Genomic DNA, 26,461 nt, shown 5'->3' with positions numbered 1-26,461 from the left:
TCCGTCCCCTTTTTTCTTTCAGGCGGCGTCGGGCTGGTTTTCCGGGCGCGCGTGGTCGAAGGCGTCCACTGCCTGGCACGCCGCTTCGATGCGGCGCAGGGTCGGGTACGGCGTCAGGTCCAGGCCGAAGCGATGCGCGTTGTACAGCTGCGGCAGCAGGCAGATATCGGCCAGGCCGGGACGGTCACCGTGGCAGAAGGTGCCCGTCGCGCTGCTGTTGGCCAGCATCGCTTCCATCGCAGTGAAACCCTCGGCGATCCAGTGCAGGGTCCACTGCGTGCGGGCGTCGGCCGGCAGCTGCAGGGTGCGCTCCAGGTACTGCATCACCCGCAGGTTGTTGATCGGGTGGATGTCGCAGGCCACCAGCTGGGCCAGCGCACGCACCCGCGCACGGCCGGCGGCATCGGCCGGCAGCAGCGGCACCTGCGGGAAGCGTTCTTCCAGGTATTCAAGGATCGCCAGCGACTGGGTCAGTGCATGCCCGTCATGCAGCAGGGTTGGCACCAGCTGCTGCGGATTGAGCGCGCGATAAGCGTCCAGGTGCTGCTCGCCACCGTCGCGCACCAGGTGCACCGGCCGGGCTTCCCAGGCCAGGCCCTTCAGCTCCAGGCCGATGCGCACGCGGTAGGCGGCGCTGGATCGCCAGTAGGTGTACAGCACGATGCCGTCGTCGACCGGGATCTCCATCGCCGCCTCCCTGCTCAGGGCCTGGTCGCCTGTTCGATGCGCTGCTCGATCGCACCGAAGATGCTGTTGCCGGCGGCATCGAGCATCTCGATGCGGACCACGTCCCCGAACGACATGAACGGCGTACTCGGCTTGCCGTCGCGCAGGGTTTCGACCACGCGCTGCTCCGCGAAGCACGATGCGCCCTTGCTGGTGTCTTCGTTGGCGATGGTGCCCGAGCCGACGATGGTGCCGGCGCCCAGCGGACGGGTCTTGGCCGCATGCGCGACCAGCTGGGCGAAATTGAACTGCATGTCCACGCCCGCTTCCGGTGCACCGAACCACTGGCCGTTGATGTGGGTCAGCAGCGGCAGGTGCACCTTGCTGTCCTGCCACGCGGCGCCCAGCTCGTCAGGGGTGACGAACACCGGCGACAGCGCCGAGCGCGGCTTGGACTGCAGGAAGCCGAAGCCCTTGGCCAGCTCGCCCGGAATCAGGTTGCGCAGCGAGACATCGTTGACCAGGCCGACCAGCTGGATATGGCCTGCGGCCTGTGCCGGAGTAGCGGCCATCGGCACGTCGTCGGTGATCACCACGATCTCCGCTTCCAGGTCGATGCCGTAGTCCTCGCTGACCACCTTCACCGCGTCGCGCGGACCGTAGAATCCGGCGCTGGTCGCCTGGTACATCAGCGGGTCGGTGTAGAAGCTCTCCGGCACCTCGGCACCACGGGCGCGGCGCACGCGCTCGACATGCGGCAGGTAGGCGCTGCCATCGACGAACTCATAGGCGCGCGGCATCGGCGCGGCCAGCGCCTGCGGATCCAGGTCGAACACGCCATCGGCGTCGCCCGCGTTGAGCGATTCGTACAGGGCGTTCAGGCGCGGCGCGATGTGGCTCCAGTCCTCCAGGGCCTGCTGCAGGGTGGCGGCAATGCCGGTGGCGCGCACGCCGTGGCGCAGGTCACGCGAGACGACGATCAGGGTGCCGTCGCGGCCGCCTTCCTTCAAAGAACCAAGCTTCATGGGTGGGTGTCCGGAGTCGTGGGCAAACAAGTTTCAAGTGTAATCAAATCTGCGGCGGCGCCAAGCTGCAGCGCGGCATCGGCCCACCCTACCGCAGGAGGGGGTTCGGCAGGGCTTGCAGCCCTGCACCTGCTTTGCAAGCCAAAGCAACGACCAGAGCAACAGCAACAGCGGGCATTCCGTAGGATGGCGGGGCACTGTGGGTTTGCGGGGACGCCGTAAACCCGTCCATGGGGGCTTGGTCGCGGCTTGCTCGTGTGCGCTGTCCTGCGCACACGGCAAGACCGGGGTTGGGCGTCCGGCCCAACCCGCCCGAGACATGCCTCGGGCCCATGCCGCTCACACCCCGCAAACCCACAGTACCCCGCCTTCGACAGTGGGCCGGTGGCCAGTAGATCCACGCCATGCGTGGATGAAATCTGTCAGATATCGAATGGAATTCCGGGGTCAGATCCGTTTTCCGGAGGAAAACGGATCTGACCCCAAGCCGTTCCGACAGATCGCGGAAAACTGTCGAAGGCGGGGTGGGTCCGGTGGCAGGGGCGTGAGCGGCATGGATGCCGCGACCGAGCCTACATGGACGTATTCACGGCGTCCCCTGGCACCGGACCCACCCCGCCTACCCACAGGAACCCGGCTTTTGACGTTGCTCTGGCCTTGGCTCCGGCCTCTGCAGGTGCAGGGCGCAGCCCTGCAGAGAGACCCCCTACCTGAACAGGCCTTTTTGCGTGAAGTCTCAAACATCGTTTAGACTTGCAGGGTCTGCAGCGGCCGTCCGTTTCCCTCCGGGACCGCCGGCGACCTGGGTCCGCCCTCTTCGCCCGCCCCCACTCCGACGCCGTTCGTCACGCATTCCAGCCTGCGCTTCGTGCCGGCTGCACCCAATTCTCGCAGCGCGGTTCACGGGAACGCTCCGAGTCAGCCGATCAGTTTGATCTGCCCCCGTCTGTCCAGTCGGACAGGCGTTTCTTGTACTTGGAGCAAACTCAATGTCTTTTGAATCGCTGGGCCTGGCGCCCTTCCTGCTGCGTGCGCTTGCCGAGCAGGGCTACGAAAACCCGACCCCGATCCAGCAGCAGGCGATCCCGCTGGCGCTGGCCGGTCGCGACCTGCTGGCCGGTGCACAGACCGGTACCGGCAAGACCGCTGCCTTTGGCCTGCCGCTGCTGCAGCACCTGGGCACCGCCTCGCAGGAAGTGCGCAGTGGCCCGCGCAAGCCGCGCGCGCTGATCCTGGCCCCGACCCGCGAGCTGGCCACCCAGGTGCATGACAGCCTGCGCGGCTACAGCAAGTACCTGCGCATCCCCAGCGCCTGCATCTACGGTGGCGTCGGCATGGGCAACCAGCTGGACATCCTGCGCCGTGGCGTGGACCTGCTGGTGGCCTGCCCGGGCCGCCTGATCGACCACCTGGAGCGTCGCAGCATCGACCTGTCCGGCATTGAACTGCTGGTGCTGGACGAAGCCGACCGCATGCTCGACATGGGCTTCCTGCCGTCGATCAAGCGCATCCTGGCCAAGCTGCCGAAGCAGAACCGCCAGACCCTGCTGTTCTCGGCCACCTTCGAGGACAACATCCGCCAGCTGGCGCTGGAGTTCATGCGCAACCCGGAACAGATCCAGGTGACGCCGAAGAACACCGTGGCCGAAACCATCACCCACCGCGTGCACCCGGTCGATGCCGGTCGCAAGCGTGACCTGCTGCTGCACCTGCTGGCGCAGGACAGCCGCGAGCAGACCCTGGTGTTCGCCCGCACCAAGCACGGCAGCGACAAGCTGGCCACGTTCCTGGAAAAGTCGGGCATCAAGACCGCGGCGATCCATGGCAACAAGAGCCAGGGCCAGCGCCTGCGTGCGCTGGGCGACTTCAAGGCCGGCCGCGTGACCGTGCTGGTGGCCACCGACATCGCCGCGCGCGGCATCGACATCAACGAGCTGCCGAAGGTGATCAACTTCGACCTGCCGATGGTGGCCGAAGATTACGTGCACCGCATCGGCCGCACCGGCCGCAACGGCGCGACCGGCCAGGCGATCTCGCTGGTGGCGCAGGATGAAGTGAAGCTGCTGCGCGCGATCGTGCGCCTGCTGGGCCGTGACATGGACATCCGCGATGTGCCGGGCTTCGAGCTGCAGACGCCGATCCGCTGGGGCAACAGTGCGCCGGGCAAGGCCGAGCACGATACCGGCGAGCGCGCACCGCGCAAGAGCCACGCGCGCCGTCCGCACGGCGATGCGCCGCGCCATGCACATGCGGGCCCGAAGAAGGCCGGTGGTGGCCGTCGCGAGGGCGGTGGCAATGGCCAGCAGCGTGCAGGCGCCGGTCAGGGCCAGCGTCGTGGCGGTGGCGGCAATGGTGGCGGCCGTGGCCGCGGCCAGGGTGGCAACGGCGGCGGTCGCGCCGGCTGATCACAGCTGACAGCTGTTGTGCTTCCCGCTGCGCGGGAGGCTGTCGAGGGACGGCGCTGACGCGCCGTCCTTTTTTGTTGCTGGCTACCGTGAGTAGAAGCCGGCGGTGCGTTGCGCTGAGGGCGGATGGGCGTGGGGCCAGCGCAAAACACGCCGTAAACCCATCCATGGGGGCTCGGTCGGCGCATCCATGCGCCTCACGGTTTTGCGCTGGCCCCACGCCCATCCGCTTCAAGCATTGCCTGCGCCTTCTTGTCCCGCCGGGTAGCCGGGAGAAGAAAGATCAAATTCAAGTTCAAATTCAAGAGCAAGTGCCGATGCTTTTGCTTTTGCCCATGCTCCCGCCTTGGGGTTCGATGCGTCCGCGCCCGCAGGAAATTGTCGAGGGGAGGCCCGGAGGCCCAGGCAGGACCGTTGGCGCCATGGATGGCGCCATCGAGCCCCCATGGATGGGTTTACGGCGTGTCCTGACTGGGCCTCCGGGCCTCCCCCAGCCAGGTAAAAATCAAGGCGCGCAAAGCCTCAACCCCGCGCTTTACTCGGATTCACCAGATTCCCGAAGAAGACCGCGTTGATCAGCAGTCGATCCGTCCCGTGCCAGTACTTGCGATGCGCCGGATCATCGGCAAACAGCACCACGTTGCCCTGCCCCTGCGCCGACACCAGCAGCCACGCGCTGCCTGCCACCCTCGCGCGGTTGCGCTCGGACAGATAGCCATTCACCCGCGGCGGCGTGTCGATGCGCACCACCGTCGAGAACGGGTTCGCGCTTGGCTGCAGCGTCACCGTGTTTTCCTTGTTGATCGCCAGCTGCCGCCGCGGCACCCCGAACGCCAGCGGATGGCTGGTATCCACGTCGGCACTGAGGATGTTGCCGCTGACCCGCTCGATCGCGGCGATGTCACGCTGGTCGCCGAACGCACGGCGGCTCTCGCCAGCGGTTTCTTCTTCCTTGCCAAGCTTCTCGCCGTCGGCCAGCTTCTGTTCGATCGCCCACTTCGAGGCACTGCCGTACGTCACCAGCGAGCCACCGGCCTGTACCCAGCGCTTCAGTGCAGCCACCGCCGTGGCATCGACGCCGGTATAGGTGCCGCCGGACAACACGATGGTGGTGTAGCGGTCCAGCGGCACTTTGCCCAACTGTTGCGGATCCAGCTTGCTGGCCGGCAACCGCAGCTGCTGGTCCAACAGGAACCACGCCGATCCGATTTCGGTGGCGGCCACGCCCTCGCCCATCACCAGTGCCACCGAGGGCTTGCGCAGCGCTTTGACGCCGTCACTGCCGAGGTCGATGCCTTCGCGGCTGCGGCCACTGGACAGCGCGTGCACCTGCACACCTGCCTCGCGTGCGGCGGACGTCACTGCCTCAAGCAGCGCCGTGCCCTGCAGTGGTTGCCCGGCCACCGGAATCACCAGGCTGCCAGCAGCGAAACTGACATCCCCCTGCGCGGTCGCGGTGGTGAACGGCTGGAATGCCGCGCGTGCATTCACGCCCTTGCCCTGCAGCGCGGCCAGCGCGCGCCCGGCGTTGTAGTCGCGCCAGTCAATCGCGTAGGCGAATCCAGCCTGGCCGCCCAGCACCACGCCCGGCTCGGCCGGCAGCGCGGTCACGCGTGGGCCACCATCGATACGGCTGCGGCTACCGGCGAAGGCCACGCCGTAGGCCGGTGCGATCGCGTAGCTGGTGCTGCCGTAGAACACATCGCCCTTGATCGGCGGCGTCTCGGCAAAGATCGAATGCACCAGGCGGAACTGCGCCTGCTGCACCGGCACCACGTAGGCGCTGCCGGCATCGAAGCGCTGGCCATCGACACTGACGTCACGATCCAGCGCGCGCACCTCGATGCGATGCAGCAGCAACAGTTCCAGCAGGCGCCGGGTCAGTGCCGGATCATGCGCATCGCCGAACACAAAGCTCTTCACCGGCTGCTGTGCGGCCTGCTTCAGCGCGCTCTGGAAGAACTGCTTCTGCAGGTCGAACAGGCCGCTGCGCTCGGTCACTGCACCCCGCACCGTGCCCAGCCCGGTAGCCACCTGGTTGCGGATGGTGAACGGGAAGGTCAGCAGGCCATTCACCGACTCCTGCACGCGACCGCGCGAGCTGGCCTGCTCGACGGTAACGCCGACAGCGCCATGGAAGTCCGGGTAGGTGGAGCCGTAGACCGGCGAGAAGTTGTCGAAGTTCTCGCTGGTGTAGTACAGCGAGCCCAGCGCATCCAGCGCCTGCGCGTGGTACTTGGCCAGAGTCTTGTTGAATTCATACGACGCCGCCGGAATCAGCGGGCTGTGCATGCTCTTCGGCGACGGTTCGAAGTAATAGGTGCTGTCCTTGCCCATCTCGTGGAAGTCGATCTGCACGTTCGGGTACCACTGGTGGAACACCTCCACCTTCGGCCGCGAGTCCTGCTGGGTCAGGGCCAGCCAGTCGCGGTTGAGATCGGTGAAGTAGTGGTTGGTGCGGCCCTGCGGGAACGGCTCGACGTGCTCCTTGTCGGCCGGGTCGGCCGAGGCCGGATCGGAGGCCCAGGCGTTGTGCCAGTTGGCGGCACGATCACGGCCATCCGGGTTCTGCGCCGGGTCGAACAGCACCACCGCCTGCTGCAGCCACTGCTGGGTTTCGGCGCTGCGGTTGGCCACCAGGTAGTAGGCCGTCAGCATCGCCGCCTCGGCACTGGACGTCTCGTTGCCATGCACGCTGTAGCCCAGCCACACCACCACCGGGCTGTCACCGGCGGCGCTGCGCGGCTGCGCCGGATCGGCCAGGGTCGCGTGCTGCTGGCGGATCTGCTCCAGCCGCGCATGGTTGCCTGCAGCAGTGACGGTGGCGATCAGCAGCGGGCGACCTTCATAGCTGCGGCCGATCTCGCGCACGCTGATCTTGTCCGAGCGTTTCGCAAGTTCCTGGAAGTACGCCACCAGCTGGTCGTGCCGGGTGTAACGGCTGCCGATCGGATAGCCTAGGAACTGCTCCGGCGTGGGCACGGCCGTATCGAACGCCGCTGCGTCAGCAGCCTGTGGAAAGAAGTAGGCGCTCTGTGCCTGCACCGGCTGCGGCGGGGACAGTGCGGTGGCGGCGGCAAGCAGCAACGGAAGAACGGCACGACGATGCAAGGACACGATGACTCCCCTGGAACACAACGGCAGACAGTCGCGCGGCCGGCCCCTTCAGGTGACCGGCCGCGGCGGATGGATCAGAAGCGGTAATCGAAGCCCAGCGTGAAGTAGCGGCCACGCAGGTCGTACTGGCTGAAGTCGTACGGCGCGCGGATGCCCGGGAACGAGGCGTCGTACGGCGGCGTCTTGTCGGCCAGGTTCTGCACCTTGGCGTACACGGTCAGCTTGTCGATGCCGGTGTAGGCCAGGTACAGGTCGTACTGGCTGTAGCTGCCGACACGCTGCTGCACGGCCTTGGCGGCGGTACTGGCTTCCTGGCGGTAGCTGCTGGTGTAGTACCAGGTCACGGCTGCGTTGAAGTCGCCGTACGTCCAGTCCAGCGTGGTGGTGGCCTTGTCCTTGGGCAGTGTTGCACCCAGGTTGCTGCCGGCGTAGTCCACCAGTGGGCCGCCGACCACGGTCGGGCGACGGTAGTCGCGCACGTGGGTGTAGGCCGAGGACACGGTGAAATCACCCAGCGCAGCGGTCGGGATGCGCTGGCGCAGCTCGACGTCGATGCCCGAGGTCTTCAGCTCGCTCAGGTTCTGGTAGCGGTTGTAGACCGCCTGCAGCTTGCCGCGCTCATCGCGCTGCACCGCACCGGCCACGTTGTCGTTGACCAGGGTCTGGGTGTTGTTGGTGCCGACCAGGTTGTCGAGCTGGATGCGGTAGTAGTCCACGCTCAGGTTGGTGTTGGCCCACGGCGACAGCACCACGCCGAAGTTCACGCTCTTGGTACGCTCGGGCTTCAGTTCGTTGTTGCCGACGGTGAAGAAGGTCGGGTTCTGGCGCGAGCCCGGCACGTCCGGATCACGCGGATCGACCACGCTGCCGTAGGCGATGCTGGTGCTGTTGGAGTTCTCCGACAGCGACGGCGCACGGAAGCCCTTCGACGCCGAGGCACGCACCAGCAGGAAGTCGAGCGGCTGCCAGCGCAGGCCGATCTTCGGCGAGAACGCATCGCCGAAATCATCGTAGTGATCGGCGCGCGCGGCAGCGGACAGCTCCAGCGTCGATGCCAGCGGCACGTTCACTTCGGCGTAGGCCGCACTGACCTGGCGCTGGCCGTGCACTTCGGCGATGGCCGGGCGCACCTGCAGGCCGGCGTCGATCTGCCACGGGTTGTTGGAATCGAGCTTCTCGCGGCGCCACTCGGCACCGGCAGCGAAGCCGATCTCGCCGGCCCAGGTGTGGCCCAGGCTGCCGGAGATCTTGGCATCGATGCCCTGCAGCTTGGATTCGGCCGGACGCAGCGTGGCGATGTTGATCGAGTCGCGCACCGACTGCGGCGTGGCGGCAGGATTCAACAGGTTGTAACTGCCGGTGGCCAGCGCATCGGCCAGCGCCCAGCGGTTGGCGAAACCGCCAGAGACACTCTCACGCTCGCTGCTGCGCGCGCCGAACGCGGCCACTTCCCAGTCCCACTTCGCGGTGGTGCCACGCAGGCCGAACACGCCGCGATAGGCGGTGGAACGGTTGGTCTTGAGCGTGCCGCCAAGGTCGAAGAAGGTGTATTCGATCGGAATCGCACGACCGTACGGGTTGTACGGATTGTTGGCCGGCAGCAGCGATGACACCGGCTCGGCCAGGCCACTGTCTGCGTTCAAGGCGAAGCGGCCGCTCTCCAGGGTGAAGAACGGGCTGCTGCCGAACCACGCGGTGCTCTTGATCTGGCTGTACAGCACTTCGCCGAAGGCTTCGACGTTGTCGTTCAGGCGGAAGGTGCCGTTGGCATAAGCTTGGTAGCGCTTGGTCGAGGGAATCAGCGTGGTGAACGGCGCCTGGTTGAAGCCGCAGGTATCACCGGCCAGACCGTCGATCGGTGCGCTGGCAACGCGGGTGGTACCGGTCGGGCAGTTACCCTTGGCGTCGAGCATCGGCACCGACACGCCGTTGACCAGGTAGCGCGCGCCCTTGGCCGACCAGCCGTTCCAGCGGCCGCCGGGCTTGTCGGTGTAGATGCCGCTCCTGGTCAGGTTGCGTTCGTCCTGGTCCAGGCGTTCGCGGTTGTAGCCCTGCAGGCTGAAGAGGATGTTGTAGCCATCGGTGTCGAGATCACCGAGGCCGCCGACGAACTTCAGGTTCTGCTCGTGCAGGCCGCCCTGGTCGGCGCCGCCGAAGCTGCCGCCGATCTCGGCGCCTTCGAAGTTCTGCCGGGTGATGATGTTGACCACGCCGGCCACGGCGTCGGAGCCATACACCGCCGAGGCACCGTCCTTGAGCACTTCGATGCGCTCGACCGCGACCAGCGGCAGCGCGTTGAGATCGACGAAGGTATCTGACAGGCCACCGGCGGGGAAGCCGTAGTTGGCCAGGCGGCGGCCGTTGAGCAGCACCAGCGTGTTCTTCTGCGACAGGCCACGCAGGCCGATGCCGGCCGAGCCGGAGGCCCAGCCGTTGTTGGTGGTTTCGTTGCTGGCGTTGCCGGTGTTGGCCGAGATCGAACGCAGCACGTCGGCCACGGTGGCCTTGCCGGTCTGTTCCAGCTGCTGGCGGCCAATCACCTGCACCGGGTTGGAGGCCTCGGTATCGGTGCGCTTGATGTTGGAACCGGTGACGCGCACAGCGGCCAGGGTGCTGGCTTCGCCACTGGCGTCGGCGGAGGTTTCGGCGGCGGCGGACAAAGGCGCGGCCAGAGCGACGGCCAGGGCCGCCACGAGCAGGGTGTGCTTGGGCATGACGATGTGGGGGAGGTGGAAAGGACGACGAAGTTCCGCAGTAGTCCATGCCTGGCCGGGGTCCGGCCAATAACATCTCTTCATACGGATATAAGAGAAACTATCATCTCTTCATCCGGATGGAAAGAACTTCTTCACGAAGACCCAACATCCGCTCAGGCTGCCCGGCCACCTGCGGCGTACAATCGCGCCATGGAAATCTTCAAAGTCTTCATGCTTGAGGCGGCGCACCGCCTCCCCAACGTGCCGCCGGGGCACAAGTGCGCGCGCCTGCACGGCCACTCGTTCCGGGTGGAACTGAAGGTCGAGGGCGAGCCGGGTGCGCAGACCGGCTGGATCATGGACTTCGGCGACGTCAAGGCGGCCTTCCAGCCGATCTATGACCGCCTGGACCATCACTACCTCAATGACATCCCCGGCCTGGAGAATCCGACCAGCGAGAACCTGGCGGTGTGGATCTGGAACGAACTCAAGCCCAGCCTGCCGGCGTTGAGCGAGATCACCGTGCACGAAACCTGCACCTCGGGTTGCCGTTACCGCGGCCCGACGGCCTGATCAACCCATTGATCTGAAAGGCATTTCAAAGGCGCCTTGGGCGCCTTTGTTATTTTTGTTGCATTGCCACATCAACGGCGTATGCTGCAATGCATCAAGCCACTCCCTGATGTCCCCATGGCCGCCGCCTTCAGCGATCGCTTCAGTGATGCCACCCGCCAGCTCGCCGCCGCGGCAACGCGTGCGAACCGGTTGGCGTTGGAGAACGCGGAAAGCATGTTCGGCGTGCAGCTGAAGGTGATGGAGCGCAACCTGACCGCGACCAGCGGCTGGCTGGGCGAACTGGCCCGCAGCGAGGATGCGGCCGGGATGCTCAACAAGGGGGCGCAGCTGTGGCAGGACAACCTGCAGCGGCTGGGCCAGGCCCAGCAGGACGTGGTCGGCCTCGGCCTGCAGGCCGGCAAGGCCTGGTCCGAACTGGTGCAGGGCTACAACGAATCAACGGCGGACGCGAGCAACCACTGACGCGACGCAACGCTCATTGCGTGGGTCCCTCCCCCCACGCAATCCGGACCCGGCAGATCCCTCCCTCTGCCGGGTCTTTTTTTGCCTGGCGTTCGGATCGCGAAGCGCGTCTTCGTCCGGAATCGCCGCGAACTGATGGGCCTCGCCGGGGTGGGCAGGGGCCTGGGCAAATGTCCCCCGGCGCCGGCCGTTGGCCGTCACCTCCTCCTTTACTTTGCCCAGCCCGCTGCCCGCCCCGACGAGGCTCGGCGTGCGGTGAGGAGAGCGCAACGCTCGCGGCAGCCTCTCAATGAGGCGCCGAGGAACTCCGAACGCAGGGCGGAGGCCCTTGCGTGCGAAGTAAAGGGGGAGGTGACGGCCAACGGCCGGCGCCGGAGGACATTCGCACGCAAGGGCATCCGCCCTGCGCCGCGCAGAACAAACCGCCACAAGCGCGTCTGCGTCCCGATTCGCCAGGAACTGATAGGCCCCGCCGGGGTGCGGTGAGTAAAGCGCAGCGATCGCGGCAGCGGCTCAATGAGGCGCCGAGGAACTCCGAACGCAGGGCGGATGCCCTTGCGTGCGAAGTAAAGGGGGAGGTGACGGCCACAGGCCGGCACCGGAGGACATTCGCACGCAAGGGCATCCGCCCTGCGCCGCGCAGAATGAAACCGCCGCTCGCGATGCAGGAACGGCTCAGCGCCCGCGACCACCGTGCCAGTGCTGATGCCACGCCTGGAACATCAGCACGTTCCACAGGTGCGTGTGCCACTTGCGCTCACCACGCAGGAACGCCTCCCAGATACCGCGCACGCGCGCAACATCGAAACACCCCTGGTTGCGCAGCAGCTGCGGATCCAGCAGCGCCTCCGCCCAATCGCGCAGCGGGCCGGCCAACCAGCGCGCCATCGGCGGACCGAAACCGCGCTTGGGGCGATACACCAGCGGTTCCGGCAGGTAGCGCGCCAGCAGGTGCTTCAGAATCCGCTTGTGCTCCCCATCGTGGTACTTCAGGTGCTGCGGCAGGCGCCAGGCCAGGCGCACCACCTCCATGTCCAGCAGCGGCGCACGCGTCTCCACGCCCGCCGCCATGCCCGCGCGATCGACCTTGGCGAGGATGCCCTCGGCCAGATCCATGCGGAAATCCAACAGCTGGATGCGCGCCTCGGCCGGCAGCGCAGTGTCCTGCTGCTGGAAGATCGTCATCGGCTCACGTGCGCCCAGCACCACCTGCGCCGGCTGCCGCCAGCGCGTCACTCGCTGCAGGTAATGCCCTTCCACATCGTTGGCGGCAACCTCGGCCACCAGCGCACGCCAGCCGCCCAGGCGGCCACGCTCCACGTTCATGCGGTTGCCACTGCGCCGCGCCAGGTCACGCACCCAGTCCGGCAAGCCACCGCACAGGCGTGCATTACGCAGTGCGCGGCCATAGCTGGGATGACCGAAGAACAGTTCATCACCGCCGTCGCCGGTCAGCGCCACCGGCTTGCGCGCGCCCAACAGTTCACTGGCCAGCAGCGTCGGCAGCTGCGACGCATCAGCGAACGGCTCGCACCAGACCTGCGGCAGCCGCTGCAGCAGATCCAGGCCCTGCCGCGCGTCCATCCGGTGCAGGTGGTGCTGCACACCCAGATGGCGCGCGACCTGCGAGGCCCAGTCGCTCTCATCATGGCCGGGATCATCGAAGCCGACCGTCCACGCTTCGATCGGAAGCGTCGACTGTGCCTGCATCATCGCCGTCACCAGCGAGGAATCGGTGCCGCCGGACAGGAACGCACCGCAGGCCAGCGGCGAATGCATGCGCGCGGCGATGGCCTTCTGCAGCACAGCTTCCAGCTGGTCGGTCGCCTGCTCCAGGCTCGGCGCCGGCTGCAGCGGTTCCTGCAGTGCGCTCTGCATCGCATCGCGTGCGCACCAGTAGCGCGCGCCCCCCTGCGCGGCCTGGCTGGAGTAACCCGCGGCATGGTCGCTGAGATCGATGCGCAGCATCGCGCCCGCCACCAGCTTGTGGATGCCGCGGTAGATGGTGTGCGGCGCCGGCACATAGTCATGGCGCAGCAGCAGGCTCAGTGCGTCCTGATCAATGCTTGGGGCAAAGCCGGCGAACGCCTGCAGCGCCTTCAGCTCGGAGGCAAACAGGAACTGTCCCTGGTACCAGCCGTAATACAGCGGCCGCTCGCCCACCGGGTCACGGGCCAGCCACAGCTCACGCGATTCGCGGTCCCACACACTGAAACCGAAGGCGCCCTCGATGCGCGACAGCGCCCGCTCCACGCCCCACTCGACGATCGCCTGCAGCAGCACGCGGGCATCGCTGCAGCTGCGCGGCAGATCACGCAGCTGCGACTGTAGATCAACGCGGTTGTACAGGCGCCCATCCAGGCACAGCACGTAACGGCCGCAGTCCGAGCTCAGCGGCTGCAGCGGGGTGTCGGTCGGCGCCCGGCAGTGGCCCAATGCGAGGCCGGCCTCGGCGTCGGTCCAGTAGCCGATCCGGCCGCGGCCGCGTTGCTGCAGGGCGCGCAGCATCGGCGCCAGCTGCTGCAGCAGGTGCTCGTCCTCGGCCGGCGGCAGCCAGGCCCCGACCACGCCGCTCATCGGGCACCTCCGCAGCGGCAACGGCAGGACGGGTTCAGCAGGCAGAGGGCGGCGGGCGACATGGGGACGGCACGCGGAACGGAGGAGACTCCATGCTCGGCCCGTCCCCCACCCGGCGTCAGTCGCTTTGCTGTCAGCGATGGTCACCGGACGTATCACGAAGGTAACGTTTTGTAACGGCAACCGGCTATGCTGGGCGCCAAGTTGTTGCCGGGGCTGAGACCCGGCCCGTGCGCCAGCAACCCCGGCTGAATGGCGCCCGCCCCCTGGACCCGGGTGGCCCGACGGCTGGGATAGCATCGCCGCGCTCGTGCCGTGGCGGTACGTTTGCGCCCACGGAGGCCTTGAAAATGCTGGATATCGTACTGGTCGAAGACGATGCCCGCCTGGGTACGATGGTCAGTGACTATCTGCAGCGGCATGGTTACCAGGTCGCCCACGAACGCAGCGGCGAGCGTGCGGTGACCCGGATCCTGGCCGAGAAGCCGGCCCTGGTCCTGCTCGATGTCGGCCTGCCGGACCAGGATGGTTTCGAAGTGTGTCGGCAGATCCGACCCCACTACGATGGCATCATCTGCGTGCTGACGGCCCGTACCGACAACATCGACCAGGTGCTGGGGCTGGAGCTGGGCGCCGACGACTACATCGGCAAGCCGATCGAGCCGCGGGTACTGCTGGCCCGCCTGCGCGCCCACCTGCGCCGCCACCGCCGGGTCGAACCGCGGGATGGCAGCCTGCGCTTCGGCGAGCTGAACATCGACCCGTCCACCCGTAATGTGCACCTGCAGGGCGCCCTGCTGGAGCTCACCACCGCCGAGTTCGACCTGTTGTTCCTGCTGGCCAGCAATGCCGGCCAGATCCTGGACCGCGACGCGCTGCTGCGCGGCCTGCGTGGCATCGCCTTCGATGGCCTGGATCGTTCGATCGATGCCCGCATCTCGCGCCTGCGCCGCAAGCTGGGCGACAACCCCGAGCAGCCGGAACGGATCAAGACCGTCCGTGGCCGCGGCTACCTGTTCAGCCGCTCGGCATGGGGATGAAACGCACACCCTCGGCGATGCGCGGCCACGCCTTCCACTTCCTGCGCTACGGCATCGGCTTCCTGGTTGCCCACCTGTTGCTGATCGTGCTGGGCCTGTGGGCCTGGGATGCCCTGCTGGAAGACCGCACTGAAGCCGGACTGCAGGCCGAGATGCGCGGCACACATGCGCTGCTGCAGCATCGCTTCGCCGAGACACCACGCGAGCAGTGGCCGGCGCTGGCGCGCGAACTCGACGCCGATTTCGCCTACGCGCTGCGCATGGTGCCGCTGGCCGAGGCAGTAAAGGAGCTGCCGGCCAGCCAACGCCCGCCGTTCAACAACGGCCGCGTGCAGATCGACCTGGAGCACATGCGCAGCCTGCAGCGGATCGGCGACAGCGACTATGCGGTGATGCTGGGGCCGCTGGACGAAGCGCTGCCGGATGAAGGCTGGCAGGACAGCGAAGTATCCGGTGTGGCGATCCTGCTGCTGATCCTGATGGTGGCGGTGGCACTGCCGATGTACGTGATGGTCTACCGGCTGTGGCGCGACGTCTCTCAGCTGGCCCAGGCGGCGCGGCAGATGCGCGACGGCCAGCTGGACACGCGTGCACCGCGTGCCGGTACTGCCCTGGTACGGCCGTTGGCGAATGCCTTCAACCACATGGCCGAGCAGCTGCAGCAGCTGCTGGAAAGCCAGCGCGTGCTGGCGCAGGCGGTGGCGCACGAAGTACGCACGCCGTTGGCGCGGATGCGTTTCGGCCTGGCCGACCTGGAGGACACCGCGCTCGATGATGTGCAGCGCGATGCACTGGGCGGGCTGCGCACCGACGTCGATCGCTTGCAGCACCTCACCGATGCCGGCGTCGAGTACGCCGCACTCGGTCGCTGCCATCAGCTGACCCGCCAGCGCCTGCAGCTGGCGGCGCTGGTACGTGGCGTGGTGGCCCAGTTCGCACCGCTGCCAATGCCGGTGCAGCAGGCACTGTCACCGGTAGGCCTGGTCAACGTCAATCGGCACATGCTGGAACTGGCGCTGCGCAACCTGCTCGGCAATGCCCTTCGTTATGCGCGGCGGCAGATCCGCATCGCCAGCACGGTCAACGACGGCTGGCTGTGCCTGCAGGTGGAGGACGACGGTCCCGGCATCGCGCCGGAACTGCGCGGCCAGGTGCTGCAGCCTTACGTCCGGCTGGACCCGGGCAGCCCCGGTTTCGGCCTCGGCCTGGCGCTGGTGCAGGTGGTGGCCGACAAGCATGGCGGCCACGTCGAGGTCACCGATTCGGAGTTGGGCGGTGCCTGTATCCGCCTGCACCTGCCGCTGGAGACCGGCGGCATCGTGGAGTGCGAAGCGGCCTGCTAGGCCGCTGGCTCCGCACGCGGCAAGGCAAATACGAACAGCGCGCCCCGCTCGCTGTCGCGCAGCTCGATCCTGCGGCCATGCAGCTGCACGATGCGCTGCACGATCAACAGGCCCAATCCGCCGTTCTCGCCGCGCCGCGCGCCCAGCGCGGCCGGCGCCTGGAACAACTGGTTTCGCAGCGCTGGCGCCACCCCGGGGCCATCATCGGCCACGCTGACCTCCACGCTGTCGGGCGTGGCACGCAGGCGCACCTCGATCTGGCCACCGTCGGGCGCATGCCGCAGCGCGTTGTCGAGCAGATTGGTCAGCACCCGCTCGACCAGGCCCAGGTCGGCGCGGACCAGCGGCAGGCCGGGCGGAAACGCCGCGTGCAGCTGTTGGCCACGCGCCTGCGCGGCCAGCTCGAACTTCTGCAGTACGTCCTGCAGCAGTTCCGGCAGCGCGAACACTTCCCACTCCAGGCGCACTTCGCCATGTTCCAGCCGCGCCAGCTCGAACAGCGCGCGTGCCAGGCGACCGACCTTGGCGCTCTGCGCCAGCGCAATGCCGAGGTAGCGGCGGCGCTCGTCCGGCGACAGCGTGGCGTCCTTCAGCGCCAGCGTTTCCAGATAGCCGTGCAGCGACGACAACGGCGTGCGCAGGTCATGCGAGATGTTGGCCACCAGTTCGCGCCGCTGCAGGTCCTGCTGGCGCAACTGCTGCCATTGCTCACCCAGCCGCTGCGCCATCTGCGCGTGCGCGTGTTCCAGGATCACCAGTTCATCGCGCTCACCGGGCCGCAGTGGCTCTGGCGGCGGCAGTGGGGTCGGCGCGTCGATGTCGAACGCCTGGATGCGCCGGATCAGCCGCCGCAGTGGGCGGGTCACCCAGTAGAACGCCACCAGCCCGGCCAGCAGGCCGAGGCCCCCCACCAGCACGACTGACCACAGCGTGGTGTTCCATTGGCTGCCCGCGGCGAGATCGTCGGCCAGCATCTGCCGGTGCTCGCCGACCAGCACCACGTACACATAGCCGGCCTGGCGGCCCTGCACGATCAACGGTGCGGCACTGAACACCTTGCGGCCATCGGCACTGCGCGGGTCATCGCCGAGGATCGGCAGTGGCGCACCCGACAGCAGACGGCGCAGCGGTGCCACGTCCACCTTGTTGCGCACCAGATGGCCGCTGGGCGCATCGTGGCCCAGGATGCGTCCCTGGTCGTCCAGCAGATAGACCTCGACGCTGGGATTGACCGCCATCAACTGGCCGAACAGCGCGCGCACCGCGGCATCGCGCATGCCGCTGGTATCCATCAGCTCGCTGCGCTGGGCGATGTGCTCGGCCAGGCCCAGCGACAACCGCTGCACCACCTCCTGCTCGTGGCGGGTGTTGGCGCGCATCTGCAGTGCCAGCAGCGCCATGCAGCACATCAGCATCAGCGCGGCGGTCACCACCGCCAGCTTCTGCCACAGGTTCGGCTTGATCATGCCGCCGCCCCGGCCGGATCGACCAGCTTGTAGCCGCGGCCCCACACCGTCAGCAATCGCCGCGGGTTCGCCGGGTCGGGTTCGATCTTGCTGCGCAGGCGGTTGATGTGGGTGTTGACCGTGTGCTCGTAACCATCGTGCTGGTAGCCCCAGACCTGGTTGAGCAGTTCCATGCGTGCGAACACCTGGTCCGGGTGACGGGCGAAGAACAACAGCAGGTCGAACTCGCGCGGGGTCAGTTCCAGCGCATTGCCATCCACCGACGCGGTGCGCGCCACCGGATCCAGCCGCAGCCCGCCCAGCTCGATCGCACCGGCATCGATGCGCGCGCTCTGCGCCATCGCCTCGGCGCGGCGCAGCAGCGCGCGCACCCGTGCCACCAGTTCCGGCATCGAAAAGGGCTTTGCCAGGTAATCGTCCGCGCCGAGCTCCAGGCCAACGATGCGCTGGGTTTCGCTGCCACGCGCACTGATGATGATGATCGGCACGTAGCGTGCCATCGCGCGTGCGCGCTGGCACACCTGCAGCCCGTCCACGCCGGGCAGCATCACGTCCAGCACCAGCGCATCCCACGGGCCGTCCTGCTCGAGCAGGCGCAGGCCGGCATCGCCGCTGGCGGCATGGGCGACGTCGTAACCCTCATCGCCCAGATGCATGCGCAGCAGGTCGGCGATGTGGGCATCATCTTCAACGATCAGCACGCGTTTGGCGGACATCAGCAGCTCGGGGCCAGTGGGGAGGCTGGCTGCATTGTGGCGCGGGACGGCCGCCGATACCTCACGAAAAATTGAATCCTGCGTGAGGATTCGTTGACCCGGGCGGGCGCAGCATGGCCCCGTCGCCCCTTCCCGGAGTCCGCCATGTCCCTCTCCCGCCGCCATCTGCTGGGCCTGGGCGGTGTTGCCACCGCCGCCGGGCTGCTCGGCCTGGGGGCCTGCAGCCGCGCCGCCCCGGCCGCCGCCGAAGCGCGTCCGTCGCGACAGTTCGAGGTCATGCACAGTGATGCCGAGTGGCGCCAGCGCCTGACCCCGGCGCAGTACGCGGTGCTGCGCCAGCAGGCCACCGAACGGCCGTGGAGCAGCCCGCTCAACAAGGAACACCGGCAGGGCACCTTCGCCTGCGCCGGCTGTGCACTGCCGCTGTTCTCCTCCTCCACCAAGTTCGAAAGCGGCACCGGCTGGCCCAGCTTCTGGGCGCCGCTGCACAACGCCATCGGCGAAGACCGCGACGTCACCTTCGGGATGCTGCGGGTGGAGGTGCACTGCCGCCGCTGCGGCGGCCATCTCGGCCATGTGTTCAACGATGGGCCACGCCCTACCGGACTGCGCTACTGCATGAACGGTGCGGCGATGGTGTTCGTTCCCGGTGCCACTGATGGCACTGCCGACGGCTGGCGGGTGCCGGTCGGTTCTTCCCCTGCTTCCGGAGCCTGACGATGCTGCTGTTGCTGCTTGCCTATCTGGGGGGCGCGCTGACCCTGCTCAGCCCCTGCATCCTGCCGGTGCTGCCGTTCGTGTTCGCGCGTGCCGACCGTCCGTTCCTGCGCAGCACGCTGCCGCTGCTGCTGGGCATGGCGCTCACCTTCACCGTGGTCGCCAGCCTTGCCGCGGTGGGCAGCCAATGGGTGGCACAGGCCAACCAGGTCGGACGCTGGATCGCCCTGCTGCTGATGGCGCTGTTCGCGATCGCGCTGCTCTGGCCGCGGCTGGCCGACCACCTGCTGGCACCGTTCCAGCGCGTGGGTGCCCGCCTGAGCGCACGCGCCGATGCGGCGGATGCCGCGGGGCACGGCGGCGCGTGGACCTCGCTGCTGATCGGCATCGCCACTGGCCTGCTGTGGGCACCGTGCGCCGGGCCGATCCTCGGCCTGGTGCTGACCGGCGCCGCCCTGCATGGCGCCAGCGTCGGCACCACTGCGCTGCTACTGGCCTATGCACTGGGTGCGATCACCGCACTGGCGCTGGCGGTGTGGATCGGCGGCCGGGTGTTCCGCGCGATGCAGGCGCGGCTCGGCCTCGGCGATGTCCTGCGCAAGGTACTGGGCGTGGCCGCGCTGCTGGCCGTCGTGGCGATCGGCCTCGGCTGGGATACCGGCCTGCTGACCCGACTGTCCACGGTCAGCACCGCGCGCATCGAGCAAAGCCTGCTGGACGCAGTGCCGGGCGCGCAGCCGGCTGCACCGCCGATGATGATGATGGCCGGTGCCAATGCCGGTGCCGATGCACCGCTGCCGGTGGAGGGCACCCTGCCCGCGCTGGATGGCGCCACCGGCTGGCTCAACAGCCCGCCACTGAGTCCACAGCAGCTGCGCGGCAAGGTGGTGCTGGTCGATTTCTGGACCTATTCCTGCATCAACTGCCTGCGCGCGATGCCGTTCGTGCACGAATGGGAGCGCCGCTACCGCGACCACGGCCTGGTGGTGGTCGGCGTGCACACGCCGGAGTTCGCCTTCGAGCGTGACCCACGCAACGTGATGAAGGCGGTGCAGCAGCTGAAGGTCGAGTACCCGGTGGCGCTCGACAACCAGTACACGATCTGGCGCGCCTTCAACAACCGCTACTGGCCGGCACAGTACTTCGTCGACGCGCAGGGCAATATCCGCGGCCATCAGTTCGGCGAGGGCAACTATGCGCGCTCGGAACAAATGATCCGTCGCCTGCTGACCGAAGCCGGGCAGACCAATCTGCCACCACCCGCCGATCCCGCTGCCGCCGACCTGAAGGGCGTGGCCGTGCAGGCCGACATGGGCAACCTGCGTTCGCCGGAAACCTACCTGGGCCACGCCCGCGCAGAGCAGTTCGCCTCGCCCGGCGGGCAGCGCAGCGACACCGCGTTCGACTACACGCTGCCGGCCACCCTGGCGTTGAACCAATGGGGACTGTCCGGGCGCTGGACCGTCACCGACGAGGCCGCACAGCTGCAGCAGGCCGGTGGCCGCATCGCCTTCCAGTTCCACGCACGTGACCTGCACCTGGTGCTGGCACCGAGCGAGGACGGCAAGCCAGTGCGCTTCCGCGTCTGGCTGGATGGCAAGCCGCTGCCCGCCGCCGATGCCGGCAGCGATGTCGGCGCCGATGGCAGCGGCGTGGTCAACGAACACCGCTTGTACCAGCTGGTGCGCCAGCGCGGCGCGGTCGGCCCGCATCGCTTCGAGATCGAATTTCTCGATGCGGGCGTGCAGGCCTATGCCTTCACCTTCGGTTGAACCGGGAGGACATGATGAAACTCTCCTTTGAACAGGGCATCGCCGCCGGTGTCGCCGGATTGGTGGCTACTGCATTGATCGCTGGCGTGCTGCTGGTCGACCATGGCGCAGTCGCGGCACCGCTGGAAGCCAGCGCGCAGGTCAAGGCGCTACCTGCGCCCAGCGGCGACGCCGCGTTCCGCGATGACGCCACCCATGCCAGCGTGGTGTTCGCCGGCGGTTGCTTCTGGGGTGTGCAGGGCGTGTTCCAGCACGTCAAGGGCGTGAGCAATGCGGTGTCCGGCTATATCGGCGGCAGCGCTGCCAATGCGCGCTACGAGCGTGTCAGCAGCGGCCAGACTGGTCATGCCGAAGCGGTGAAGATCGACTACGACCCGCGCCAGCTCAGCTATGGCCAGCTGATGCAGGTGTTCTTCTCGGTGGTGCACGACCCGACCCAGCTCAATCGGCAGGGGCCGGACCAGGGCAGCCAGTACCGCTCGGCGATCTTCAGTGATGACGCCCGCCAGCAGGCGGCCAGCCGCGCCTACATCGCCCAGCTCGGCCAGGCCGGCAGCTACCGCGCACCGATCGTCACCCAGCTGGTCAGCGGCCAGCGCTTCTACCCGGCCGAGAGCTACCACCAGAACTACATGACCAACTACCCGCAGGCGGCCTACATCCGCTACTACGACGCACCGAAGCTGGCCGCACTGGGCAAGCAGTTCCCGGCGCTGTACCGGCGCGACGCAGCGCTGGTGCCGATGCGCTGACGGCATTTCCATGGGGCCGGCTGGCGCTCGGTGACGCTCCTGCCAATGCGGTAACGCCCCGGGTAGTGCCGGCCGCTGGCCGGCTCCTGCGGTCCAAGGGGATTGCCGGCCAGCGGCCGGCACTACCAAAAAAAGACGCACGGCCATCCGGCCGTGCGTTTCGAAAGTACCGGCCGTGCCCCGATCAGGCCCGGCCGACGACGACATGCTAGGCTCGCCATCATCATGGGTACAGCACCAGATGGCGGGAAATTCGATGGATACAGATGACCAGAGCGCGATGATCCCACCCCGCTACCAACGGCTGTCCGACGAACTGGCGGAGGCCATCCACGGCGGACGCCTTCCGGTCGGCAGCCGCCTGCCGTCGCTGCGGCAGATGGCCCTGCAGCGCAGGCTCAGCCTGAACACGGTGATTGCGGCCTATCGCCAGCTGGAGGACGCCGGCCTGGTCATTCCGCGGCCCAAAGCCGGCTTCGAGGTCGCGCCGCGATTGTCGGTGCCGGAACGTTCGCTGCGCGACACGCCGTCTGCGCCCACCGCGCCGCTGCAGCAGGTGTTGATGGCTCGCGTACTGGAGGCACAACGTCGCTCCGGAGTGATCGACCTGGCCTTCGCCGGTCCGCGCGGCCGCCAGTTCTATCCGGGCGCGCAGCTGGCCCGTCACACCGCGCAGGTGCTGCGCCACGGCCAGCAGACGGTGGAGACCTACGCGCGCCCCAACGGTTCACCCCGGCTGCTGGCGCAGATCGTGCGCCGTGGTCCACGCATGGGCCTGCACACCCACAGCGAGCGGCTGCTGCTGACCCACGGCGCGATGGAAGCCCTGCAGCTGGCGTTGCGTGCGGTTACCCAGCCCGGTGATGCGGTGGGCATCGAGGCGCCGTCCTACTTCAACCTGTACCCCTTGCTGGCCAACCTCGGCCTTCAGGCCATCGAGCTGCCCACCCACCCGCAGCACGGGCTGGATGTCGACGCATTGGATGCGCTGCTGGAGCACACCCCGCTGGCCGCACTGGTGGTGATGCCCACCGTGCACAACCCACTGGGCTGTACCATGCCGACCGCCGCCAAACAGCGCCTGGCCGAGCTGGTCAACGCACGGCAACTGCCGCTGATCGAGGATGCGGTGTACGCCGAACTGCAGTTCTGCGAACCGCCGGCGCCCTTGCTGAAGGCCTTCGATCGCGACGGCTGGGTAATGGTGGTCGGTGGGTTCTCCAAGACACTGGCACCGGACTACCGCATCGGCTGGCTGGATGGCGGCCGCTTCGCCGAGCGCATCGCGCTGCTGAAATTCCAGTCCACCGGTGGCGAGCCGCAACTGCTCGGCGATGCGGTGGCGGCGTATCTGGAAGCCGGCAGCTACGAGCATCACCTTCACCGCATGCGCCGGCTGTACCGCGAACAGGTGGGACGGCTGCGCCAGCTGGTGGCCGAACACTTCCCGGCCGGCACCCGTGCCACCGAACCGCAGGGCGGCTTCCTGCTGTGGCTGGAACTGCCGGGCGTGGACACGCGCGAGCTGTTCGAGCGTGCATTGCAGGAGGACATCGTGTTCATGCCCGGCCAGGTGTATTCGCGCGGCGCGCGCTACCGCCACTGCCTGCGGCTGTCATGCTGCCAGACGCTGGATGCGCGCTTCATCGGCGCGGTGGAGCGGCTCGGTGCGATCGCGCGGGAGCTGGCAGCTGCAACACGGTAGTGCCGGCCGCTGGCCGGCAACCTCGGGATCGCCGGGTGGATGCAGTTGCCGGCCAGCGGCCGGCACTACCCAGGGTCACGCAAGCAGGTACGCCGACAGCGCTTCGCCATCCGCTCCCGGCAGATACGGCAGCCGCCCCCAGCACGGCATCGGCAGGCGCTGCTGCAACGTCGCAATGGAACGACTGGGTGCGATTGCGCGGGAGCTGACAGCTGCAACACGGTAGTGCCGGCCGCTGGCCGGCAACCTCGGGATCGCCGGGTGGATGCAGTTGCCGGCCAGCGGCCGGCACTACCCAGGGTCACGCAAGCAGGTACGCCGACAGCGCTTCGCCATCCGCTCCCGGCAGATANGGCGTGCCGGCGATCACCATCGGCCCGGGGCTGGACAAGCTGGACGGCGGCGTTGAAGCCGGCCGCGCGCTGCGCGAGAAGTACTTCGCTGACTGCTACCACCAGGCCTGCGATGCCTGGACCCCGAGCTGGGACCCGAGCGGCCACGCCGCCGACACCCTGCTGGTCTACGACCTGGGCGCCGAGCTGGCCAACAGCCGCCGCTGGCCGACGTGGGAAAAGGAATCGGAGTTCCGCGGCGCGCGCGACAAGAGCGAAGCGGCCCGCCGTTGAGGTAGTGCCGGCCGCTGGCCGGCAACTCCCTGCTCTTTCCGAAGGTTCATGAGGTTGCCGGCTAGCGGCCGGCACTACCCAGGATCACTCGAGCAGGTACGCCGACAGCGCTTCGCCATCCACTCCCGGCAGATACGGCAGCCGCCCCCAGCACGGCATCGGCAGGCGCTGCTGCAACGTCGCAATGGAACGACTGGGTGCGATTGCGCGGGAGCTGACAGCTGCAACACGGTAGTGCCGGCCGCTGGCCGGCAACCTCGGGATCGCCGGGTGGATGCAGTTGCCGGCCAGCGGCCGGCACTACCCAGGGTCACGCAAGCAGGTACGCCGACAGCGCTTCGCCATCCGCTCCCGGCAGATACGGCAGCCGCCCCCAGCACGGCATCGGCAGGCGCTGCTGCAACGTCGCAATGGAACGACTGGGTGCGATTGCGCGGGAGCTGACAGCTGCAACACGGTAGTGCCGGCCGCTGGCCGGCAACCTCGGGATCGCCGGGTGGATGCAGTTGCCGGCCAGCGGCCGGCACTACCCAGGGTCACTCGAGCAGGTACGCCGACAGCGCTTCGCCATTCGCACCCGGCAGATGCGGCAGCCGCCCCCAGCACGGCATCGGCAGGCGCTGCTGCAACGTGGCGATGTTCTCGTCCTGGCGCTGCATCGCCGGGTCGATGTGGTTGCCGATCCAGCCCAGGCACTCCACGCCGCTGGCCTGCAATGACTGCGTGGTCAGCCGCGCATGGTTGACGCAGCCCAGCCGCATGCCCACCACCAGCAGCACCGGCAGCCGCAGTACACGCACCAGGTCCAGCTGGTCCAGCGTGGCCGAGACCGGCGCCAGCCAACCGCCCACGCCCTCCACCACCACAACGTCGGCCCGCGCTCGCAGACGTTCGAACGCGGCCACGATCGGCGCCAGCTCCACCTGCACGCCATCCTCGGCAGCGGCCAGCTCTGGCGCCAGCGGCTGCCGCAGCGCGTACGGGTTCAGGTCGGCATAGTCCGGCACCGGCCAACTGGCCGCCTGCAGCGCCAGCGCGTCCTCGTTGCGCAGGCCCTGCCCCAGATCTTCACTGCCACTGGCCACCGGCTTCATGCCCACCGCACGCAGGCCGCGCCGGCGCAGTGCATGCAAGAGCGCGGTACTGGCTGCGGTCTTGCCAATCTCGGTATCGGTGCCGGTAACGAACAGGGCGGGCGGCAGCGTGGCGGGCAACGGCATCGATGGGCTCCAACGGGGCAACAGAGCGTGCATTATCGCCGGCCCGGCGCGCTTGCTAGACTGCGGGCATGTTCGCCAATGCCTCGCTTACCGGCAGCAAGCCGGAACAATACGCCCAGCTGCTGGAACAGGCCCGTGGCCTGGTCTACGGCGAGTCCGACCGCATCGCCAACGCGGCCAACCTCTCCGCACTGGTCTACCACGCACTGCCCGACCTGAACTGGGTGGGCTTCTACCTGTACGACGGCAAGGAGCTGGTGGTCGGGCCGTTCCAAGGCCTGCCAGCCTGCGTGCGCATCCCGTTGGACAAGGGCGTGTGCGGTGCCGCCGCCAGCCAGCGCGTGACCCAGCGCGTGGAGGACGTCGACGCCTTTCCCGGCCACATCGCCTGCGATTCGGCCTCGCGCTCGGAACTGGTGGTGCCGCTGCTGCGCGGCGATGAACTGATCGGCGTGTTTGACATCGACAGCCCGAAGGTGGGCCGCTTCGATGCCGATGACCAGGCCGGCCTGGAGGCGATCGCCCGCGTGTTCGTCGAGGCGCTGGGATGAGCGCGCCGAAGCTGCGCAACATCGGCCCCAAAAGTGCAGCCTGGCTGCGCCAGGTCGGCCTGCGCAGCCGCGAGGACCTGGTTGCGATCGGCGCGGTCGGCGCCTTCGTCAAGGTCAAGCGCGCGGGCTTCAAGCCCAGCCTGAACCTGTTGTACTCGCTGGAAGGCGCACTGCTGGACTGCCACTGGCAGGAACTGAGCGAGCCGCAGCGTGATGCGCTGGTGCAGGACTACGAAGCGCGCATCGCCGCGCATCCGCTGAAGGCGGCCGGCCCCGCTTCGGGTCCCGTGCATGAGCAGCGCTTCGATGCTGACGATGACGCGGAAAACAACGTGGCCGAGCACGCCGACGAGGATTGAGGCCTCCGCGTTCCTGGGGATGCCGGCCAGCGGCCGGCACTACCACTGTGATGCGGGATCGGTAGCGCCGGGTCATGCCCGGCGAGTGCGGTCAGGGCTGCTGCAGCTCCAGCAGTTCGCCCACCAGCCCGACCTCGCCGCGCTCCAGCCACACCCGCAGGCGTGTGCCGTGGTCAATACGCAGGGCCCAGCACAGCGACATCGGCAGGCCGCAGACCTGCGACAGCACCATGCGCAGCGGGCCGCCGTGGCTGACCACCAGCGTCGGCACCGGATCGTCATCATCAAGCAGGCGATCCAGCGCGCGCGCGATGCGCCGCTCGAAGTGGCCCCAGCTTTCGCCGTTCGGCGGCGGGAATGCATGCGGGTCGGCATGGAAGGCCGCCAATGCGTCCTCCGGCAGGTCGAACAGCGACTGCCCGTCCCAATCGCCGAAATCCAGCTCTTCCCATTCCTCGTCCGCTTCCACGTCCAGCCCGCGCGGCGTGGCCAGGGCCATCGCCGTGTGCAGCGAGCGCAACCGCGGCGAACTGATCACCCGCTCCCACGGCTGCGCGGCGTAAGCGTCGACCAGTTCCTGCGGCAGACGGGCCAGCTGCGGTGGATCGCTGCGGCCATCGAGGAACTCATCGCGACCGTTGCCGGCATGGCGGACCAGGTCGAGGATCAT

20 protein-coding genes and 4 pseudogenes are annotated in these 26,461 nt (G+C 68.0%); 12 read left to right on the top strand and 12 right to left on the bottom strand.

From position 1 onward, the window contains the following. Positions 1-18: 18 nt before the first annotated feature. On the bottom strand, positions 19-687 hold the full coding sequence (maiA, locus tag D5301_RS15830) for a maleylacetoacetate isomerase (RefSeq protein ID WP_110710961.1): 669 nt from the start codon (positions 685-687) through the stop codon (positions 19-21). Positions 688-701: 14 nt separating this feature from the next. Beyond that, positions 702-1,691 (bottom strand): fumarylacetoacetate hydrolase family protein, encoded by a 990-nt coding sequence (locus D5301_RS15825; protein WP_153856227.1) that lies wholly within the window; start codon positions 1,689-1,691, stop codon positions 702-704. 989 nt (positions 1,692-2,680) lie between these two features. Between D5301_RS15825 and D5301_RS15820 the strand changes: the two genes are divergently transcribed. After that, positions 2,681-4,096, top strand: a complete 1,416-nt coding sequence (locus D5301_RS15820) for a DEAD/DEAH box helicase (protein ID WP_049461652.1) — start codon at positions 2,681-2,683, stop codon at positions 4,094-4,096. Between the two features lie 522 nt (positions 4,097-4,618). On the opposite strand, the gene D5301_RS15815 is transcribed toward D5301_RS15820, so the two are convergent. After that, positions 4,619-7,213, bottom strand: a complete 2,595-nt coding sequence (locus D5301_RS15815; RefSeq protein WP_324187333.1) for a M14 family zinc carboxypeptidase — start codon at positions 7,211-7,213, stop codon at positions 4,619-4,621. Between the two features lie 74 nt (positions 7,214-7,287). Further along, complete coding sequence (locus D5301_RS15810) at positions 7,288-9,927, bottom strand: TonB-dependent receptor (RefSeq protein WP_153856226.1); 2,640 nt, start codon at positions 9,925-9,927, stop codon at positions 7,288-7,290. A 192-nt stretch (positions 9,928-10,119) separates the two neighbouring features. Between D5301_RS15810 and queD the strand changes: the two genes are divergently transcribed. Both queD and D5301_RS15800 read left to right on the top strand, forming a co-directional pair. Continuing rightward, entirely contained in the window at positions 10,120-10,482 is a 363-nt protein-coding gene (queD, locus tag D5301_RS15805; protein ID WP_005407953.1) for a 6-carboxytetrahydropterin synthase QueD, read from the top strand. A gap of 117 nt (positions 10,483-10,599) precedes the next feature. After that, positions 10,600-10,947, top strand: coding sequence for a phasin family protein (locus D5301_RS15800; RefSeq protein ID WP_107432464.1), 348 nt, complete (start codon positions 10,600-10,602; stop codon positions 10,945-10,947). Positions 10,948-11,622: 675 nt separating this feature from the next. On the opposite strand, the gene asnB is transcribed toward D5301_RS15800, so the two are convergent. Continuing rightward, positions 11,623-13,524: an asparagine synthase (glutamine-hydrolyzing) gene (gene asnB, locus D5301_RS15795; protein WP_110710957.1), complete on the bottom strand. Its 1,902-nt coding sequence runs from the start codon at positions 13,522-13,524 to the stop codon at positions 11,623-11,625. 350 nt (positions 13,525-13,874) lie between these two features. On the opposite strand from asnB, the gene D5301_RS15790 reads away from it, so the two are divergent. Continuing rightward, complete coding sequence (locus D5301_RS15790; protein ID WP_004154050.1) at positions 13,875-14,564, top strand: winged helix-turn-helix domain-containing protein; 690 nt, start codon at positions 13,875-13,877, stop codon at positions 14,562-14,564. Beyond that, on the top strand, positions 14,561-15,907 hold the full coding sequence (locus D5301_RS15785) for an ATP-binding protein (RefSeq protein ID WP_110710956.1): 1,347 nt from the start codon (positions 14,561-14,563) through the stop codon (positions 15,905-15,907). The genes D5301_RS15790 and D5301_RS15785 overlap by 4 nt, the downstream gene beginning before the upstream one ends. Here the strand turns inward: D5301_RS15785 and D5301_RS15780 are convergent. Continuing rightward, positions 15,904-17,373 (bottom strand): HAMP domain-containing sensor histidine kinase, encoded by a 1,470-nt coding sequence (locus D5301_RS15780; RefSeq protein WP_153856225.1) that lies wholly within the window; start codon positions 17,371-17,373, stop codon positions 15,904-15,906. The genes D5301_RS15785 and D5301_RS15780 overlap by 4 nt on opposite strands. Next, complete coding sequence (locus tag D5301_RS15775) at positions 17,370-18,089, bottom strand: response regulator transcription factor (protein WP_153856224.1); 720 nt, start codon at positions 18,087-18,089, stop codon at positions 17,370-17,372. The genes D5301_RS15780 and D5301_RS15775 overlap by 4 nt, the downstream gene beginning before the upstream one ends. Positions 18,090-18,233: 144 nt before the next feature. Here D5301_RS15775 and msrB point away from each other — a divergent pair, with 144 nt between their 5' ends. The 4 genes from msrB to D5301_RS15755 all read left to right on the top strand — a co-directional run bounded on the left by msrB (position 18,234) and on the right by D5301_RS15755 (position 23,035). Next, positions 18,234-18,806 (top strand): peptide-methionine (R)-S-oxide reductase MsrB, encoded by a 573-nt coding sequence (msrB, locus tag D5301_RS15770; protein ID WP_110710953.1) that lies wholly within the window; start codon positions 18,234-18,236, stop codon positions 18,804-18,806. Between the two features lie 2 nt (positions 18,807-18,808). Beyond that, the gene (locus D5301_RS15765) at positions 18,809-20,578 is read left to right on the top strand and encodes a cytochrome c biogenesis protein CcdA (protein WP_153856223.1); all 1,770 of its coding nucleotides are present in this window, start codon (positions 18,809-18,811) and stop codon (positions 20,576-20,578) included. Between the two features lie 14 nt (positions 20,579-20,592). Next, positions 20,593-21,330, top strand: a complete 738-nt coding sequence (gene msrA, locus D5301_RS15760) for a peptide-methionine (S)-S-oxide reductase MsrA (RefSeq protein ID WP_153856222.1) — start codon at positions 20,593-20,595, stop codon at positions 21,328-21,330. A gap of 256 nt (positions 21,331-21,586) precedes the next feature. Next, the gene (locus tag D5301_RS15755) at positions 21,587-23,035 is read left to right on the top strand and encodes a PLP-dependent aminotransferase family protein (RefSeq protein WP_153856221.1); all 1,449 of its coding nucleotides are present in this window, start codon (positions 21,587-21,589) and stop codon (positions 23,033-23,035) included. A 75-nt stretch (positions 23,036-23,110) separates the two neighbouring features. Here the strand turns inward: D5301_RS15755 and D5301_RS24500 are convergent. After that, a pseudogene (locus D5301_RS24500) lies at positions 23,111-23,215 on the bottom strand (dethiobiotin synthase); the annotation flags it as partial. A 167-nt stretch (positions 23,216-23,382) separates the two neighbouring features. Here D5301_RS24500 and D5301_RS15750 point away from each other — a divergent pair. After that, positions 23,383-23,661 (top strand): annotated as a pseudogene (locus D5301_RS15750) (peptidase M20); the annotation flags it as partial. Between the two features lie 84 nt (positions 23,662-23,745). On the opposite strand, the pseudogene D5301_RS24495 reads toward D5301_RS15750, so the two are convergent. The 3 genes and pseudogenes from D5301_RS24495 to bioD form a co-directional block, all read right to left on the bottom strand. After that, positions 23,746-23,850: pseudogene (locus tag D5301_RS24495) on the bottom strand (dethiobiotin synthase); the annotation flags it as partial. Positions 23,851-23,971: 121 nt separating this feature from the next. After that, positions 23,972-24,076, bottom strand: a pseudogene (locus D5301_RS24490) (dethiobiotin synthase); the annotation flags it as partial. Between the two features lie 121 nt (positions 24,077-24,197). Then, positions 24,198-24,881 (bottom strand): dethiobiotin synthase, encoded by a 684-nt coding sequence (bioD, locus tag D5301_RS15745; RefSeq protein ID WP_153856220.1) that lies wholly within the window; start codon positions 24,879-24,881, stop codon positions 24,198-24,200. Between the two features lie 68 nt (positions 24,882-24,949). On the opposite strand from bioD, the gene D5301_RS15740 reads away from it, so the two are divergent. Next, positions 24,950-25,432, top strand: coding sequence for a GAF domain-containing protein (locus D5301_RS15740; protein WP_110710949.1), 483 nt, complete (start codon positions 24,950-24,952; stop codon positions 25,430-25,432). Further along, positions 25,429-25,791, top strand: a complete 363-nt coding sequence (locus D5301_RS15735; protein WP_153856219.1) for a TfoX/Sxy family protein — start codon at positions 25,429-25,431, stop codon at positions 25,789-25,791. The genes D5301_RS15740 and D5301_RS15735 overlap by 4 nt, the downstream gene beginning before the upstream one ends. 91 nt (positions 25,792-25,882) lie before the next feature. Here the strand turns inward: D5301_RS15735 and D5301_RS15730 are convergent, their stop codons facing one another. Continuing rightward, positions 25,883-26,461, bottom strand: a complete 579-nt coding sequence (locus D5301_RS15730; RefSeq protein ID WP_032128728.1) for a histidine phosphatase family protein — start codon at positions 26,459-26,461, stop codon at positions 25,883-25,885.

Source organism: Stenotrophomonas sp. MH181796, assembly GCF_009659995.1.
Classification (GTDB): Bacteria; Pseudomonadota; Gammaproteobacteria; order Xanthomonadales; family Xanthomonadaceae; genus Stenotrophomonas; species Stenotrophomonas riyadhensis.
Note: the sequence above shows the minus strand (reverse complement) of the source record. Positions and strands in the feature narration are given on the sequence as shown.